This window comes from Lentzea sp. NPDC102401 (assembly GCF_044765805.1).
In the GTDB taxonomy this organism is placed as follows: domain Bacteria; phylum Actinomycetota; class Actinomycetes; order Mycobacteriales; family Pseudonocardiaceae; genus Lentzea; species Lentzea sokolovensis.
Genome location: NZ_JBIWKS010000019.1, coordinates 85,207 through 100,027, shown reverse-complemented (window position 1 = coordinate 100,027; position 14,821 = coordinate 85,207). Strand labels below are relative to the sequence as shown.

20 protein-coding genes and 1 tRNA gene are annotated in these 14,821 nt (G+C 68.3%); 19 read left to right on the top strand and 2 right to left on the bottom strand.

Translation table 11 applies throughout. The annotated features are described in order from the left end of the window. Positions 1 to 36 precede the first annotated feature (36 nt). The 4 genes from pnuC (at position 37) to ACIRG5_RS43790 (ending at position 3,172) form a co-directional block, all read left to right on the top strand. Positions 37 to 660: a nicotinamide riboside transporter PnuC gene (pnuC, locus tag ACIRG5_RS43805; protein ID WP_402916560.1), complete on the top strand. Its 624-nt coding sequence runs from the start codon at positions 37 to 39 to the stop codon at positions 658 to 660. Further along, the gene (locus tag ACIRG5_RS43800) at positions 657 to 1,829 is read left to right on the top strand and encodes a M14 family metallocarboxypeptidase (RefSeq protein WP_402916558.1); all 1,173 of its coding nucleotides are present in this window, start codon (positions 657 to 659) and stop codon (positions 1,827 to 1,829) included. Before pnuC ends, ACIRG5_RS43800 begins: the two co-directional genes overlap by 4 nt. Positions 1,830 to 1,944: 115 nt before the next feature. Then, the gene (locus ACIRG5_RS43795; RefSeq protein WP_402916556.1) at positions 1,945 to 2,745 is read left to right on the top strand and encodes a DUF4279 domain-containing protein; all 801 of its coding nucleotides are present in this window, start codon (positions 1,945 to 1,947) and stop codon (positions 2,743 to 2,745) included. Then, positions 2,738 to 3,172 (top strand): GNAT family N-acetyltransferase, encoded by a 435-nt coding sequence (locus ACIRG5_RS43790; protein WP_402916554.1) that lies wholly within the window; start codon positions 2,738 to 2,740, stop codon positions 3,170 to 3,172. Before ACIRG5_RS43795 ends, ACIRG5_RS43790 begins: the two co-directional genes overlap by 8 nt. A 48-nt stretch (positions 3,173 to 3,220) precedes the next feature. On the opposite strand, the gene aceE is transcribed toward ACIRG5_RS43790, so the two are convergent. Beyond that, positions 3,221 to 5,980 carry a pyruvate dehydrogenase (acetyl-transferring), homodimeric type gene (gene aceE, locus ACIRG5_RS43785; protein ID WP_402916552.1) on the bottom strand — a complete coding sequence of 920 codons (2,760 nt, stop codon included), beginning with the start codon at positions 5,978 to 5,980 and terminating at the stop codon, positions 3,221 to 3,223. 319 nt (positions 5,981 to 6,299) lie between these two features. Between aceE and ACIRG5_RS43780 the strand changes: the two genes are divergently transcribed. From ACIRG5_RS43780 to ACIRG5_RS43740, 9 genes are all read left to right on the top strand, one after another. Beyond that, the gene (locus tag ACIRG5_RS43780) at positions 6,300 to 6,731 is read left to right on the top strand and encodes a DUF3052 domain-containing protein (RefSeq protein ID WP_191305365.1); all 432 of its coding nucleotides are present in this window, start codon (positions 6,300 to 6,302) and stop codon (positions 6,729 to 6,731) included. An 81-nt stretch (positions 6,732 to 6,812) separates the two neighbouring features. Continuing rightward, positions 6,813 to 7,277, top strand: a complete 465-nt coding sequence (locus tag ACIRG5_RS43775) for a peroxiredoxin (protein WP_402916550.1) — start codon at positions 6,813 to 6,815, stop codon at positions 7,275 to 7,277. A gap of 36 nt (positions 7,278 to 7,313) precedes the next feature. Continuing rightward, a tRNA-Val gene (locus tag ACIRG5_RS43770) sits at positions 7,314 to 7,388 on the top strand. 98 nt (positions 7,389 to 7,486) lie between these two features. Beyond that, complete coding sequence (locus ACIRG5_RS43765) at positions 7,487 to 8,344, top strand: hypothetical protein (RefSeq protein WP_402916548.1); 858 nt, start codon at positions 7,487 to 7,489, stop codon at positions 8,342 to 8,344. A 72-nt stretch (positions 8,345 to 8,416) separates the two neighbouring features. Then, positions 8,417 to 8,788 (top strand): hypothetical protein, encoded by a 372-nt coding sequence (locus ACIRG5_RS43760; RefSeq protein ID WP_402916546.1) that lies wholly within the window; start codon positions 8,417 to 8,419, stop codon positions 8,786 to 8,788. 56 nt (positions 8,789 to 8,844) lie between these two features. Next, entirely contained in the window at positions 8,845 to 10,047 is a 1,203-nt protein-coding gene (locus ACIRG5_RS43755) for a cytochrome P450 (RefSeq protein WP_402916544.1), read from the top strand. Positions 10,048 to 10,060: 13 nt separating this feature from the next. Continuing rightward, on the top strand, positions 10,061 to 10,546 hold the full coding sequence (locus tag ACIRG5_RS43750; protein WP_402916542.1) for a GNAT family N-acetyltransferase: 486 nt from the start codon (positions 10,061 to 10,063) through the stop codon (positions 10,544 to 10,546). A gap of 86 nt (positions 10,547 to 10,632) precedes the next feature. Further along, the gene (locus tag ACIRG5_RS43745; protein ID WP_330270135.1) at positions 10,633 to 10,926 is read left to right on the top strand and encodes a hypothetical protein; all 294 of its coding nucleotides are present in this window, start codon (positions 10,633 to 10,635) and stop codon (positions 10,924 to 10,926) included. A gap of 9 nt (positions 10,927 to 10,935) precedes the next feature. Next, a complete protein-coding gene (locus ACIRG5_RS43740; RefSeq protein WP_402916540.1) occupies positions 10,936 to 11,961 on the top strand; it encodes a saccharopine dehydrogenase family protein in 1,026 nt (341 codons plus the stop codon). Between the two features lie 48 nt (positions 11,962 to 12,009). On the opposite strand, the gene ACIRG5_RS43735 is transcribed toward ACIRG5_RS43740, so the two are convergent. Then, positions 12,010 to 12,216 carry a CsbD family protein gene (locus tag ACIRG5_RS43735; RefSeq protein WP_266043508.1) on the bottom strand — a complete coding sequence of 69 codons (207 nt, stop codon included), beginning with the start codon at positions 12,214 to 12,216 and terminating at the stop codon, positions 12,010 to 12,012. 184 nt (positions 12,217 to 12,400) lie between these two features. Between ACIRG5_RS43735 and ACIRG5_RS43730 the strand changes: the two genes are divergently transcribed. The 6 genes from ACIRG5_RS43730 to ACIRG5_RS43705 are packed head-to-tail and all read left to right on the top strand — an operon-like array spanning position 12,401 to position 14,819. Further along, on the top strand, positions 12,401 to 12,958 hold the full coding sequence (locus tag ACIRG5_RS43730; RefSeq protein WP_402916537.1) for an RNA polymerase sigma factor: 558 nt from the start codon (positions 12,401 to 12,403) through the stop codon (positions 12,956 to 12,958). Next, a complete protein-coding gene (locus ACIRG5_RS43725) occupies positions 12,949 to 13,491 on the top strand; it encodes an Asp23/Gls24 family envelope stress response protein (protein ID WP_402916535.1) in 543 nt (180 codons plus the stop codon). The genes ACIRG5_RS43730 and ACIRG5_RS43725 overlap by 10 nt, the downstream gene beginning before the upstream one ends. 4 nt (positions 13,492 to 13,495) lie before the next feature. After that, positions 13,496 to 13,843 carry an Asp23/Gls24 family envelope stress response protein gene (locus ACIRG5_RS43720; RefSeq protein WP_402916533.1) on the top strand — a complete coding sequence of 116 codons (348 nt, stop codon included), beginning with the start codon at positions 13,496 to 13,498 and terminating at the stop codon, positions 13,841 to 13,843. After that, positions 13,837 to 14,130, top strand: coding sequence for a hypothetical protein (locus ACIRG5_RS43715; protein WP_402916531.1), 294 nt, complete (start codon positions 13,837 to 13,839; stop codon positions 14,128 to 14,130). Before ACIRG5_RS43720 ends, ACIRG5_RS43715 begins: the two co-directional genes overlap by 7 nt. A gap of 57 nt (positions 14,131 to 14,187) precedes the next feature. After that, positions 14,188 to 14,631, top strand: coding sequence for an Asp23/Gls24 family envelope stress response protein (locus tag ACIRG5_RS43710; RefSeq protein ID WP_402916529.1), 444 nt, complete (start codon positions 14,188 to 14,190; stop codon positions 14,629 to 14,631). Positions 14,632 to 14,642: 11 nt separating this feature from the next. After that, on the top strand, positions 14,643 to 14,819 hold the full coding sequence (locus ACIRG5_RS43705) for a hypothetical protein (RefSeq protein ID WP_402916527.1): 177 nt from the start codon (positions 14,643 to 14,645) through the stop codon (positions 14,817 to 14,819). The last annotated feature ends 2 nt before the right edge of the window (positions 14,820 to 14,821 follow it).

Genomic DNA, 14,821 nt, shown 5'->3' with positions numbered 1-14,821 from the left:
CCGATGTACTGCGACTGAACCGCGGGGGAACAGACCGTGTGGTACGACGTGGGATTGACGCTCTTCGGCCAGAAGATCGCTTACACGGAGCTGGTCGGGCAGGTGCTGGCGCTCGCGGTGGTGTTCCTCGCGCAGCGCCGTTCACTCTTGACCTGGCCCGTTCAGCTGGTCTCCGTCGCTTTGCTGTTCACCGTCTACATGTCGGCGCACCTGGGTGGCCTGGCGACCCGGCAGGTCGCCGTTGGTGCGATCGCGGTCTACGGCTGGTACGCGTGGGTGCGTCGCCGTGACCCGGTCTTCGGCGTGGTGGTGCGCAAGGGTTCCTGGCGTGAACGTGCCGCTGTGGCCGGTGCCTTCGTCGTCGGCACGGTCGCGTTCGCGCTGGTGCTGGACGTTCTGGACGCCTCGTGGGCACCGTGGCCGGACGCAGCGATCTTCATCGGCACGATCCTGGCCTTCGCGTTGCAGGGCCTGGGGTTGGTGGAGTTCTGGCTGGTGTGGCTGGTGGTCGACGCCGTCGGCGTGCCGTTGCAGATCCAGTCGGGCCTGTACTTCAGCGCGTTCGTCTACGTGATCTTCGCGGGCCTGGTGATCCACGGTTTCGTCGACTGGAACCGCACCGCCCGCCGGTTGACACAGGCGGCAAAGTCTCCTCTATGAGGGGACTGTTGATCGCGTTACTGACCGCTGTCTCGTCGCTGGCAGCCGTTCCGGCCGTCGCCGCACCTGTGCCGCGCACCGGATTCGAGCTCACCGGCAAGTGGACCACCGAGGCCGAGGAACAGGCCTACCTGCGTGCTACCGGCCTCCCCGTCTCGGAGATCGGCGTCACCGCCCAGGGCCGCCCTGTCCAACTCGTGCGCGTCGGCTCCCGCTCCGCGCGCACGGTGGTTCTCTTCGTCTGCTCCCAGCACGGCGACGAACCCGCCGGCCGCGAGGCGTGCCTGATCCGCATGCGCTCCCTGCCGCGCTCGTCCGACGTGACCTACCTGTTCGTCCCGAACGCCAACCCGGACGGCCGCGTCGCCGACACCCGCGGCAACTCCGCCGGCATCGACATCAACCGCGACCACCTGCTGCTGCGCTCCGCAGAGGCCCGCGCCATGGCCTCGGTGATCCGCGACTGGCAGCCCGACGTCATCCACGACCTGCACGAGTTCGGCCCGTCCGAGCCCTACTACGTGAAGGACGTCCTCTGGCTGTGGCCGCGCAACCTCAACGTCGCTCCCGGGGTTCATGACCTGTCCGAGTCGCTGTCCCGCTCCTATGTCCGGCCCTCGGTGGAAGCGGCCGGTCGCACGTCCGGCGTCTACGGCATCTACGTCGACCCGGTGACCGGCGAGCCCGTGCGCCAGGTGGCGGGCGACGGCCAGGAACGCATCCTGCGCAACACGGGCGGGTTGAAGCACGGCATGGGCCTGCTGGTCGAGACCAACATCGACGGCACCCCGGCCTACCGCGTCCAGTCCCACCTGCTCGCGTTGGACGGCACCCAGTCGTTCGTCCGCACGAACCGCTCGGCGATCGAGGCGGCCAACGCGGCGTCGCGCGCCGTCCGCGCCGGGCCGATCTACTTCGGCGGCGCCGACAACCAGGCCCCGGATCCGTCCGATGTGGTGACCACTCCGCCTTGCGGTTATGTGCTGACCGGTGCGCAGTACCGCGACGTGCAGGACGAACTGGCGCTGCACGGCATCACGTCCCAGTACCTGCGAGGCGGCGACCGCATCGTGCCGCTGAAGCAGGAGGCCCGTGCCTTGGTTCCGTTGCTGCTGGACGCGCGAGCCGACGGCCCGCTCCTGGCAGCCCAGCCCGTTGCCCAGTGCTAGCTCCCTGACCTGGACTTTTGCAATGGACGTTTGCGGTCGACCGCAAACGTCCATTGCATAGGGTGTGTCGACGGACTGATATATTGGTCGCGGGTGATCTTGGCGACGTGGTCCGATGGGCGTCGTGCGTGTCGAGCAGTACGCCTACTTCGCCCTCAAGAGCGACTCCGTGTCCGCCGCCGAGATCGCTCAGCGTCTCGGGCTGGAGCCCGACGAGGCACTCGTCCGCGGCACCAAGCGACCGGAGCGCGACATCCCGCGAGCACATGCCTGGAAGATCGTCGACCGCGGCGCGAAGCGGCTCGACGAGCAGATCGAGCACGTCGTCGACCGGCTGCGTCCCGTCCACGACGAACTCGTCGCGCTCACGGCGATATCCGATATATCAGCCAGTCTGGTCATCGTGCGCTACTGCCGGGACGGCGACAGAGGTGACGATCGAGCCGGGCTCGGCTGGTGGATCTCCGCCGAGTCACTCGCTTTCCTCGCGTCGGTGCGCGCCTCTCTTGACGTCGACGAGTACGACCTCGTCGAGCCTGCCGACGAACCGTTGCGTCAGGTCACCACCGGCCTGTTGACGAGCATGGAGCAGAACCTCGCCGAGCACGCGTGCCACCTGCATCGGCGTCTCGCGGGCGCGACCGTGGCCGAGACGGACGACCTGGTGATCGCGGACAGCGGCCTGGACGACGACACGTTCAACATCGTCGCGGCGGCCAGGTTCACCTCGGACGACGTGACCGCTCGCGTCGCCGAGACCGTGACCGCGGTGAGGGCGACCGGACGTCCGCACTCGTGGTGGATCGGCCCTGCCTCGACCCCGGCCGGTCTCGGCGCGGTGCTGGCCCAGGCCGGTGTCGTGCAGGCGGAGACCGAGGCCGCGATGTGGCTGGACCTCGCCGACGCCGTTGCCTGAGCCGCACGCCGAGGGGCTGGAGATCCGCGCGGTGACCACGGAGGCCGACCTCGCCGACTACGCCACGATCCTGGCCGCGAACTGGGATCCGCCTGCGGCGACGGTTCGCCGCTTCTACGCGGAGGCCGCCCCTCACGCGTTGACCGGCCAGGCGCGCTACCTCGCCGGGTACGTGGACGGCAGGGCGGTGTGCACTGCAGAGGTGTTCCTGCACGCCGGGGTCGCCGGGATCTACAACATCGCGACCCTCGCCGGAGAACGCCGGCGAGGTTACGGCGGCGCGATCACGTTGGCCGCGTTGCGCACCGCACGCGCCGAGGGCTACCGCATTGCCGTCCTGCAGGCCTCTGAGGACGGTGAGCCCGTCTACCGGCGTCTGGGGTTCACCATCGCCGGTCAGTTCACCGAGTACGCCCTCAGGGCGTGAAAAGGGCCGCCCCGCGCGTGCGGAGCGGCCCTTCGGATCAGCGAGTGGCTAGGCCAGACCCGCGTCGCCCGTGGAAGGCCCAGCGGCCTGCACGTCGTTGATGCGGTACTTGCGGGACGCCTCGACGACCTTGGCCTGCTCGACCTCGCCGCGCCTGGCCAGTGCGGCCAGCGTGGCGACGACGACGGACTCCGCGTCCACCAGGAAGTGGCGGCGGGCGGCCGGGCGGGTGTCGGAGAAGCCGAAGCCGTCCGTGCCCAGGGTCGTCATGTCGGTCGGGACGTACGGGCGGATCAGGTCCGGGATCGCCGACGCCCAGTCGGAGACGGCGATGACCGGGCCCTGCACGTCCTTGAGCACCTGCGTCACGTACGGCACGCGCGGCTCCGCGTCCACGTGCAGCAGGTTGTGGCGGTCGGTCTCGACGGCGTCGCGGCGCAGCTCCGAGTACGACGTGGCGGACCACACGTCCGCCGACACGCCCCACTCCTCGGCGAGCAGCTTCTGCGCCTTGAGAGCCCACGGGAGGCCCACGCCGGACCCGAGGATCTGGGCACGCGGGCCACCGGTCTGCGGGCCGTCCTGGTACTTGTAGAGGCCCCGCAGGAGGCCTTCCACGTCCAGGCCCTCCGGCTCGGCCGGCTGCACGTACGGCTCGTTGTAGACCGTCATGTAGTAGAAGACGTTCTCGGCGTTCTCGCCGTACATCCTGCGCAGACCGTCCTTGACGATGTGCGCCACCTCGAAGGACCACGCCGGGTCGTACGAGACCACGGCCGGGTTCGTGTGCGCCAGCAGCAGCGAGTGGCCGTCGGCGTGCTGCAGGCCCTCACCGGTCAGCGTGGTGCGGCCCGCGGTGGCACCCAGCACGAAGCCGCGCGCCATCTGGTCCGCCGCCGCCCACAGGCCGTCGCCCGTGCGCTGGAAGCCGAACATCGAGTAGAAGATGTAGATCGGGATCATCGGCTCGCCCTGCGTGGCGTAGGACGTGCCGACCGCCGTGAACGACGCCGTGGAACCCGCCTCGTTGATGCCCTCGTGCAGGATCTGGCCCTGCTCGGACTCCTTGTAGGCGAGCATCAGGTTGGCGTCCACCGAGGTGTACGCCTGGCCGTTCGGGTTGTAGATCTTCTGCGTCGGGAACATGGAGTCCATGCCGAACGTTCGTGCCTCGTCCGGGATGATCGGCACGATGCGCGGGCCGATCTCCGGGTCCTTCGCGAGGTCGCGGACGAGCCGGACGAACGCCATCGTCGTGGCGACCTCCTGCTTGCCGGAGCCGCGCTTGATGCCCTCGTAGACCTTGTCGCCCGGCAGCACCAGCGCTTTGGACTTCGTGCGGCGCTCCGGCAGGAAACCACCCAGCTGACGGCGGCGCTCCAGCATGTACTGGATCTCCTGGTTGTCCTGCCCGGGGTGGTAGTACGGCGGCAGGTACGGGTCCTTCTCGAGCACCTCGTCGGAGATCGGGATGCGCAGGCTGTCCCGGAAGCCCTTGAGGTCGTCCAGGGTCATCTTCTTCATCTGGTGCGTCGCGTTGCGCGCCGCGAAGTGCTTGCCGAGCGAGTAGCCCTTGATCGTCTTGGCGAGGATGACGGTCGGCTGGCCGACGGTCTCGGTCGCCGCCTTGTAGGCCGCGTAGACCTTGCGGTAGTCGTGGCCGCCGCGCTTGAGGTTCCACACCTCGTCGTCGGTCATCGGCTCGACGAGCGCCTTCGTCCGCGGGTCGCGGCCGAAGAAGTGCTCCTTGATGTACGCGCCGTCGTTCGCCTTGTACGTCTGGTAGTCGCCGTCGGGCGTGTTGTTCATCAGGTTGACGAGCGCGCCGTCGCGGTCCGCGTGCAGCAGCGCGTCCCACTCGCGGCCCCAGACGACCTTGATGACGTTCCAGCCGGCGCCGCGGAAGAACGACTCCAGCTCCTGGATGATCTTGCCGTTGCCGCGCACCGGGCCGTCGAGGCGCTGCAGGTTGCAGTTGACCACGAACGTCAGGTTGTCGAGCTGCTCGTTCGCGGCGAGCTGGAGCAGGCCGCGCGACTCGGGCTCGTCCATCTCGCCGTCGCCGAGGAACGCCCACACGTGCTGGTCGGACGTGTCCTTGAAGCCGCGGTCACGCAGGTAGCGGTTGAACCGCGCCTGGTAGATCGCGTTCATCGGGCCGATGCCCATGGAGACCGTGGGGAACTCCCAGAAGTCCGGCATGAGGCGCGGGTGCGGGTACGACGGCAGACCGCCGCCCGGTCCGGCGTGCGAGTACTCCTGGCGGAAGCCGTCGAGCTGGTGCTCGCTCAGCCGGCCCTCGAGGAAGGCGCGAGCGTACACGCCGGGGGAGGCGTGGCCCTGGATGAAGATCTGGTCGCCGCCGCCGGGGTGGTTCTTGCCGCGGAAGAAGTGGTTGAAGCCGACCTCGTAGAGCGACGCGCTGGAGGCGTAGGTCGAAATGTGTCCACCGACACCCACGCCAGGCCGCTGCGCGCGGTGCACCGTCATCGCGGCGTTCCAGCGGATCCACGCACGGTAACGACGCTCCACCTCCTCGTCACCGGGGAACCACGGCTCCCGCTCGGTGGGGATGGTGTTGACGTAGTCCGTGCTGGTCAGCGAGGGGATGCCGACCTGGTTCTGGCCCGCGCGTTCCAGCAGGCGAAGCATCAGATAGCGAGCCCGCTGTTGCCCGCCGCCCTTGAGCACCTCGTCGAACGACTCCAGCCACTCGGACGTCTCTTCGGGGTCGATGTCCGGCAGGTGGGCTGCGAGACCGTCGCGAATGACACGTACCCGCTCGGGGCCTGTGTTCTGCGGGCTCAAGGTGTCTCCTCGGCTTCGTTGGCGGTACACGCGATGGCCCGGAAACCGTGCCACGCGCTCCTATCGTTGTCCTTGCGTGGCGACTTCGTCATCGCTACCGGTCGGTAGTTCTGGATCGTGTCGCTCACGCGCGCGCGATAAGAGGTATGTAGAGCGTGCCTCATGCCAGTCTAGGGAACTCCACAGGGGTACCCGTTACGGCGTGTCAAGTGGTCAACAGTTGCGCCGGAGGTAGCTGACAGTGTTCGCTAGCCCGAGTAACGGACTCTGGCGGCAGTCTTAGGGCTGTCGCTCTTGCGTAGTTGGAGGAGTGAAAACCGTGGTCGCCGCGGAAGACGCCGGCAAGATCGGCGTCGCCGAGAAGCTCGGGATCGAATCGGGCATGGTCGTCCAGGAACTCGGCTGGGACGAGGACGTCGACGACGCCTTGCGTGCCGCAGTCGAGGAGCGGATCGGGGGAGATCTCCTCGACGAGGAGGCCGATGAGACCGTGAGCGTCGTGCTGCTCTGGTGGCGGGAGGACGACGGCGACCTGGTTGACGCCCTTCTCGAGGCCACCGGCGTGCTCGCCGAGGACGGCGTGATCTGGGTTCTCACCCCGAAGACCGGCCGCCCCGGCCACGTGGAGCCGAGCGACGTCGCCGAAGCGGTCCCCACCGCTGGCCTGTCCCAGACCTCCAACATCAGCGTCGCCGACGACTGGGCGGGCATCCGCCTGGTGTGGCCGAAGTCGGCCAAGGCCAAGCGCTGACCCTCATCGGGCTGACATAGGGTTGAACCACGGGCGCCCAGCGCGTTCGTGGTCCTTTGTCGCACCGGAGGGGTTTGGCTCATGGCGGTCGAGGTCGGTTCGGAGGCCCCGGACTTCACGCTCAACGACTACAACAAGCAGCGTGTGAAGTTGTCGTCGTTCCGTGGCGAGAAGAACGTGCTCCTGGTCTTCTACCCGTTCGCGTTCAGCGGCACCTGCCAGGGCGAGCTCTGCCAGCTGCGCGACGAACTGGCGACCTACGAGGACGAGAACGTCCAGGTGCTGGGCGTGTCCGTGGACTCCCCGTTCGCGCTGAAGGCGTGGGCGAACCAGGAGGGCTACCAGTTCCCGCTGCTGTCGGACTTCTGGCCGCACGGGGCCGTCGCGCAGTCCTACGGCGTCTTCAACGAGGCCGTCGGTATGGCGCTGCGGGGTACGTTCCTGATCGACACCGTCGGCGTCGTCCGCTTCGCCGAGGTGAACGCGCCGGGTGAGGCCCGCGATCAGGACGCCTGGAAGAAGGCCGTAACCTCCCTCAAGGCATGATGTAGCTGTACCCCAGCGCTTCGCGGCGCCGGGCCGGGGCGTGTAGCTCAGCGGAAGAGCACTCGGCTTACACCCGAGCGGTCGCAGGTTCGATCCCTGTCGCGCCCACCACCGTTCAGATCTCCTCGCGTGGAATTCCGTAACACCTCAACGATCTCGGTCGAAGCAGCAAGGGCGTGGATCCCCGCTGCGGCGCAGGAGGTCGTCCGGTGCACGAGAGACCCGAGCAGGGCCCGCCTTCCCAGACCGCCAACACCGTCGAGGGTGACGCGGGCACGGTCTTCCAGCTGGGCAGCAGCCGCGGCAACATCGGCGTCTTCCGCGGCAACACCTTCATGTTCAACCTCGGTCCGAGGTGGGCGGTCGTGATCGTCGTCTGCCTTCTCGCGGCCGCGGTCGCCGTGGTGCTCGTCCGCAGCTCACCGTCCAAGCCGTCCGAACCGCTGGCGGTCGCTGTGAAGACCCTCACGGACGGATGCCGGTTCGCCTGGGTGGCTTCGAAGTCGCCGGCCGAACTCGCAGCGGTGTCCGATCCGTCGATCCGGTCGGACCAGTGGGCCACGTGGGAGCACACCAGGGATGGCGCGCAGGCGAGCGAGGCGTCGTTCACCATCACCGCACAGGGGCATGAGGCGACCAGCAACGTCGTGATCACCGGTATTCGGGTCAAGGTGCTGGAGAGGAAGTCGCCGCTGACAGGAACGATTCTCAGCGGTCAGTGCGGGGAGCCGGTGAACGCGCACTACATGGACGTCGACCTGGACCGGGAACAGCCGGTCAGCTTCCCGGACGACCTGGATCCGGAGGCCGCGGCCAGTCTGGCGGCGGAAGGGCTGAGGGGCGATCCGATCCGGTTCCCCTACAGCGTTTCCTCGACCCAGCCGGAGGTCTTCACCTTCTCCGCCCACACCTTGTCGTGCGACTGCACGTGGGTGATCGAGCTCGACTGGTCGGCCGGGGGCAAGAGCGGTGTGCAGACCGTTCGCAACAACGGAAAGCCGTTCCGCACGACCAGCAAGACGAATTCGGTCTACTGCTACATGTCCGAGCCCTTCTACTGCTCGTGACCCTCTGGAACGAACTGAGACGGTGCCGTACTTTGTTCGAGGTTCGCCATCTCCGAAGGACGACGACTACCAGTGAAGCGCAAGGGCAAGGCCGCGAAACCCGTCCCCACCACTGTCACACAGGAGCAGGTGAAGCTGCTCGCCCTCGTGGAGCAGGGTGGTGTGCACCGCGGCGCCACGCGCTGGTACCTGGAGCACCGGCCCGCCAAGCAGTGGGATTCGGACGACCTCGAGGTCCTGCGGTTGCGGGACTGGATCACGTGGGTCGCGCCCGAACGGGCAATGGACCACGGGATGGCGGCACCGGTCGACATCACGGCTCAGGGGCGGGCAGCGCTGCGGCATCACCTTCCGGAGTGGGTGCTGGGGCGCAAGGCCATCGCCGCGGAGCCGCCCCGACTGCCCGCGGTGGAGACGATCACCGCGTTGGACTCGTTCCGATAGACGGCGATCACGGTAGAACGGTCTTAGTCGAATCCAAACGGAGGCGAAGACCGGCCATGTCGAACTTGTTGACCGGCGGCGATTTGCGCGCACGTGACCACCACCGGATCGAGGACGACGCACGGGAAGAGGGGCCCCTGCACCCCGTGACGTTGCCCAACGGCGTCGAGATGCAGGTGGTCACGGTCGGGTTGGAGCTCAGCCGTCAGCTGCTCACCGACCAGCGGCTCTCCAAGGACAGCGCGGCCCTGCAGCGCGAGATCAAACGCCAGCTCGCCGAACTGGGAAGCACGCAGACGGACCTCGCCGGTCTCTTCGGGCCGAGCATGCTCAACAGCGACAGCCCGCAGCACGCCCGGCTGAGGGCGCTCGCGGTGAAGGCGTTCAACGGCAAGGCGGTGCAGCAGCTCGCGCCGCGCATCGAGGAGATCAGCGCGGAACTGATCGCCAGGCTTCCCGAGAACGAGGAGATCGACCTCGTCGCGGAGCTGGCCGTGCCGATGCCGATGCACGTGATCGGCGAGGTGCTCGGGCTGCCGGCCGGAGATCGGGCGCACGTCCGCACGTTGATCGAGACGATGATGTCGATGGAACCCGAGGTGTCGCAGCCGGCGAGCGACGAACTGGGCGGCTACTTCCACGCGCTGCTCACGAGCAACGGCCTGGACCCCCGATCGCTGTTCGGCGCGTTGAGCACGGCCGCGGGCGACGATGGTGACCACCTGAGTCACGACGAACTGATGGCGATGGCGTTCCTTCTCGTCGTCGCGGGGCACGAGACGTCAGCGAGCCTCATCGCGAACGTGGTGCACGACGCGTTGGACAACGACCTGTGGCACGAGGCCGCCGAAGACCCCGATCTGGTGCCACGCCTCGTTGAGGAGACGCTGCGCCACAACTCGCCGGTCCGCAGCGCCACGCACCGCATCACCACCGAGCCGGTCGAGATCGGCGGCACGACGGTTCCGGAGAACACGCTGCTGCTGATCAACCTCGGCGCCGCCGGACGATGCCCGCGGGCACACGACAAGGCCGACGAGTACCGGCTCGACCGCGAGACGACCGGTCACGTGACGTTCGGCCACGGCCCGCACTTCTGCCTGGGATCGGCGCTCGCCCGGCTGGAGACCGAAACCGTGCTGCGGCACCTCACGAGCCGCTTCCCGCGCACCAGCTACTCGGGCGACGAGCAGCCCGCGGTGACGCACAACGACATCATGGCCAGCCTTAAATCGCTTCCGGTCGTGCTCCGGCGCTGACACGCTGGACCGCGTGGAGATCATCCAAGGGGGACCGGAACACGTCGACACGGCCGCGTTGATCTGGGCGCGCGCGGTTGCCGAGCGGGACGGCTACGACGAGGTTCCGTCGCTCGAAGCGGCGCGTCCCGGTGTGGAGAGCGCTCTCGCGAACGAGCCTTCGCTGCTACTGCTTGCGCAGGAAGGCGGTGAGGCGGTGGGTTTCCTCGCCGGAGGTCCACAAGAGACGAACATCGCGTACATCAACTACGTGGGTGTGCACCCGGACGCGTGGGGCAAGGGCGTCGGCGAGGCGTTGCTGCGCGCGTTGCCCGATGTGTTGATCAAGAATGGATACGAGAAGGCCGAGTTGCTGGTCTACGTCGACAACGTCCGGGGCGTGCGGCTCTACGAACGCCTCGGGTGGATCAAGGTCGGTGCACCCGCACAGCATCCGCGCAACGGCCGGGTGGAGCAGCGCTACTCGTTTTCGCCCGCATCGTGGGACGCGGGGGCGTGAGAGCGTTCAGCGGGGGATTAGGGGATCAACCCCAATGCGGCTGACCAGGGCTATCCCCAAGTCCATTTGAGACGTAACTTTTGCTCATGTCAGTGCGCACGTTCGCCTTCGTGGTCGGTCTCGCGTTCTTGCTCGGTGGAGGTGCGATCCTGTTCGTGACGCTGGCCGTCGAGGCGCCGAGCGGGTCGCTGATCCCGTGCGGCAACAGCCTCGGCCTCGGCTTCGACGAGCCCGCGGCCTCCGCGGTCAGTCCGGCCTATGTGGACATCTGTGCCGATCTCAGGCATCGGCGGCTGCTCTGGGCGTTGCCGATGGCGGCGGTGGGCGCGCTACTGCTGATCGGCTCTTTGGTCGGTTCCCGACGGGCTACTCGCCGGTAAGGTCGCGGCATGACGTGGATGGTCTACGGCGCCAACGGCTACACCGGACGCCTCATCGCCGAGCTCGCGGTCCAGCGCGGGGAGCGGCCGATCCTCGCCGGGCGTTCGCTCGAGAAGGTCGAGCCGATCGCCGCCGCCCTCGGGCTCGAGCACCGGGCGTTCGACCTGAGCCAGGCGCGGGCGCATCTCGAGGACGTCGACGCCGTCGTGCACTGCGCGGGACCGTTCGCGCACACGTCCACCGCGATGGTGGACGCCTGCCTGAGGACCCGCACGCACTACCTCGACATCACGGGCGAGATCGACGTCTTCGAGTCCATCGGCATGAGGGATGTCGACGCGCGCAAGGCCGGCATCGTGCTGTTGCCCGGCGCCGGGTTCGACGTCGTCCCCACGGACTGCCTCGCCGCGATCCTGAAGAACGCCCTGCCGTCCGCGACGCACCTCGACCTCGCGTTCGTCGTCGGGGGAGGGGCGAGCGCGGGCACGACCAAGACGTCCGTCGAGGCCGCCGCCGTGGGTGGGCGGATCCGTGTGAACGGCGACCTGAAGAGCGTCCGCATCGGGCATCGGCGGCGCACCGCCTACTTCCGGTCCGGGCCGCGTGAGGTCGGCAGCATCCCTTGGGGCGATGTGAGCACCGCCTACCGTTCGACCGGCATCCCGAACATCACGACGTTCACCACCGTGCCGGGCATGCTCGGGCAACTGCAGCAGGTGTTCGCGCCCGTCCTGCAGACGCCGTTCGTGCAGAACGTCGCGAAGACCGTCGCCGGCAAGGTGAAGGGCCCCGACGAGCGCAAGCGCGCCAACACCAGGGCCGAGGTGTTCGGCGAGGCGTGGGACGCGCAGTCGAAGGTCGAATGCGCGATCACCACCCCGAACGCCTACAGCCTCACCGCGGACTCCGTGCTCCGCGCCATCGGCAAGATCAACGGCGTGGCGCCCGGCTCGCACACTCCGTCCAGCGCGTTCGGCGCCGACTTCGTGCGCGAGCTCGACGGCGTCGTCGCGGGCGAGATCCGCTTCGCGTGAGTTAGAGCCTCTAACTCCTGCTTGAGATTCTTTACTTCTAGAGGTGCTCTACTTCTTGAGGTGCTTGGCGACGCTGTCGACGACCCCGCCGACAGCGTCCTTCACCTTCTCCACGCCGTCCTTGACGGCCGCCTTCGCCTGATCGGCGCGGCCCTCGTTCGCGAGCTGCTCGTCGCCAGTGACCTCACCCGCGGTCTCCTTGGCCTTGCCGCCGAGCTCTTCCGCCTTGTTGCCGATCTTGTCCGACAGCGACATCGCGTCCTCCTGAGCTGGTTGGTCTGACGCCTGTTCGATGCCCGTCCCCGCAGCTTCGTCACGCCACGACCGGGTGAAAACCGGGTGAGAGCGATCACGGGCGGGAAATCAGGGAACCGCGTGACGTTCCGCGTTCGAACGTGTCCATCGGGCGACAAAGCAAAAATTGGGCGGGGGTGTGCGCATGAGCGTGGCCGAAGCAGCCGCACTCGACGATGCCACGCTGGTGGCAAGGTCCCGTGACGGCGACATGAGGGCATATGAGCAGCTCGTGCGCCGTTATCAGGGTCCGATGTACCGGCTGGCGTTGCGCATCGTGGGCAGCACCGGCGACGCCGAGGACGCGGTGCAGGACGTGTTCCTGACCGCGTGGAGGCGGCTCGGGCAGCTCAACGACGACGGGGCGTTTCTCGGCTGGCTCTACCGCACCACCACCAACCAGTGCCTGAACGTGCTGCGCAAGCGCAAACCGCACGCCGACACCGAGCTCGACGAGCACGAGTCGCCGGCGCCGCGCACCCGGCCCGACCGCGCGGTGGAGGTGAGCGCGCAGCTCGACGCGTTGCAGGCCGCGCTGCGCGACCTCACCCCTGAGCAACGGGCGTGCTGGGTGCTGCGCGAGGTCCACGGCCGGTCCTACGACGAGATCGCCGAGGCGATCGGCACGACCCAGCAGTCGGTGCGCGGCAGGCTCGCGCGGGCACGGGCACAACTCGCGGAGGTGATGGCGCCGTGGCGGTGACGTCCGACTACGTCCTGCCGTGCGGGCGGGACGTAGAAGAGGTCTGGGAGGCGATAGACCTCTCCGACGAACACACGCGCTCGTGCCCGCACTGCGGGGCGGTGCGGGAAAGTCTGCTGGTTCTGCGCGAGGCGACCGCGGAGATGGTCCGCGAAGAGGTCGAGCCACCGTTCGACCTGGTCAGCCGCGTGATGTCCGCGGTGCGCGCCGACGTGCGGCGGTCCGACGTCGTGCCGTTGCCCGGCGACGGACTGGCCCGGATCAGCACGCGCGCGGTCGCGGCGGTGCTGCGCTACGCGGCGGACGGTGTGGACGGCGTGCGGGCGCGGGGGTGCCGTGTCGTCGAAGCACCGGAGTCGACCGGCATGGACCCGGTGATCGAGGTCGAACTGAGCATCGCGATCACCGCCGGCCAGGTCACGCACCAGGCGTACGACGAGGTGCGGCGCCGGGTGCTGGCCGCGGCCTCCGCGCGGATCGGTGTGCGGCTCGCCCGCCTGGACCTCGTCGTGTCCGACGTTCTCGAAGGATGAGCGAGTGATCGAAACAGTCGTGTCCGCTCCGGCGGTGGCGGCGGTCGCGGTGCACGCGGCCGAGCGGGTCCCCGGCGTGCGCGTGCAGCCGGGTGTGGCCGGCCTGGTGAGTTCGGTGGTGCGCGCGACGAGGCAGCAGATCAAGGGATTGCAGCCCGCGCCGGTGGAAGGCGTGCGGGTGCGGTGGTCGGGAACGGCCGCGGTGCTGGAGGTGGACGTGGTGATCTCGGGCCAGGACCAGGCCGCGGCTGTGGCCCGTGCCGTGCAACGGTCGGTGCGCGCGCTCGTGCCGGAGCTGACCGGCGTCGAGGTGGAGTCCGTTCTCGTGACGATCGTGGACGTCGCATGGTGATCGTGACGGAGTTGTTGAAGGCATTGGAGAAGGTCGACGGACTGCGCCCGTCGGCACCCGAACCCGCCCGCTCGTGGATCTCCTGGGACGTCGACGCACTGGCCGTCGACGTCGAGGACGGACTGGTGTGCGTCCGGGTCGTCGCCACCCGGCTGCCGCTGGCGCTCGCGGAGGCCGGTGCGGCGCTGAAGTCGGTTCTCCTTGGCACGCAATGGGAAAAGGCCGTCGTGCGGATCGTGGTGACCGATGTGGACAAACGTGCCCTCGATCACCTGAACGGGTCGTGACGTTTCGGCCGCAGGCGGTGTCTTTCTGATGTGAACGCTTCGAAGGAAGGGATTGCGATGAGCACGCAGACTGTGGAGAAGAACGGTGTCGCGGCCGGGAAACTGGTGACCGACAAGGGATCCACCACCATCGCGGACGTCGTCGTGCAGAAGGTCGCCGGCCTCGCGGCGCGGGAGATCCGGGGCGTGCACGCGCTGGGCGGCGGCGCGACGCGGGCACTGAGCGCGTTGCGCGACCGCATTCCCGGCGCCACCGCGAGCGCGGGCCAGGGCGTGTCGGTCGAGGTCGGCGAGAAGCAGGCCGCGGTCGACCTGGAACTCGTCGTCGAGTACGGCGTGCCGATCGCGGACCTCGCGAAGTCGGTGCGCACCAACGTGATCACGGCGATCGAGCAGATCACCGGCCTTGAGGTCGTCGAGGTCAACATCAACGTCAACGACGTGCACATCCCGAGTGACTCCGAGGGCGAAGAGAAGCCCGAAACCACTCGCGTGCAGTGAGAGGAACCGCCATGAGCACCACCGCACTGGGTTTGCTGACCGGGCTCGCGCTCGGCCTGGCCGCCGCGTTCGGGGGCTTCAGCGCGTTCCTGGTCGTGCTCGTCTTCGGCGCGCTCGGCCTGGTCGCGGGCCGGGTCGCCGAGGGCAAGCTCGACCTCGCGCAGTTGCTGGGCAGGGATCGGGACTGACG

What these genes read in the sequence shown, in the direction of transcription:
- ACIRG5_RS43795 (WP_402916556.1), top strand. Translation starts at nt 1,945, where the DNA reads ATGGGCGTCGTGCGTGTCGAGCAGTACGCCTACTTCGCCCTCAAGAGC.
- ACIRG5_RS43705 (WP_402916527.1), top strand. Translation starts at nt 14,643, where the DNA reads ATGAGCACCACCGCACTGGGTTTGCTGACCGGGCTCGCGCTCGGCCTG.
- ACIRG5_RS43715 (WP_402916531.1), top strand. Translation starts at nt 13,837, where the DNA reads ATGGTGATCGTGACGGAGTTGTTGAAGGCATTGGAGAAGGTCGACGGA.
- ACIRG5_RS43740 (WP_402916540.1), top strand. Translation starts at nt 10,936, where the DNA reads ATGACGTGGATGGTCTACGGCGCCAACGGCTACACCGGACGCCTCATC.
- ACIRG5_RS43735 (WP_266043508.1), bottom strand. Translation starts at nt 12,216, where the DNA reads ATGTCGCTGTCGGACAAGATCGGCAACAAGGCGGAAGAGCTCGGCGGC.
- ACIRG5_RS43730 (WP_402916537.1), top strand. Translation starts at nt 12,401, where the DNA reads ATGAGCGTGGCCGAAGCAGCCGCACTCGACGATGCCACGCTGGTGGCA.
- ACIRG5_RS43775 (WP_402916550.1), top strand. Translation starts at nt 6,813, where the DNA reads ATGGCGGTCGAGGTCGGTTCGGAGGCCCCGGACTTCACGCTCAACGAC.
- ACIRG5_RS43755 (WP_402916544.1), top strand. Translation starts at nt 8,845, where the DNA reads ATGTCGAACTTGTTGACCGGCGGCGATTTGCGCGCACGTGACCACCAC.
- ACIRG5_RS43745 (WP_330270135.1), top strand. Translation starts at nt 10,633, where the DNA reads ATGTCAGTGCGCACGTTCGCCTTCGTGGTCGGTCTCGCGTTCTTGCTC.
- ACIRG5_RS43710 (WP_402916529.1), top strand. Translation starts at nt 14,188, where the DNA reads ATGAGCACGCAGACTGTGGAGAAGAACGGTGTCGCGGCCGGGAAACTG.
- ACIRG5_RS43800 (WP_402916558.1), top strand. Translation starts at nt 657, where the DNA reads ATGAGGGGACTGTTGATCGCGTTACTGACCGCTGTCTCGTCGCTGGCA.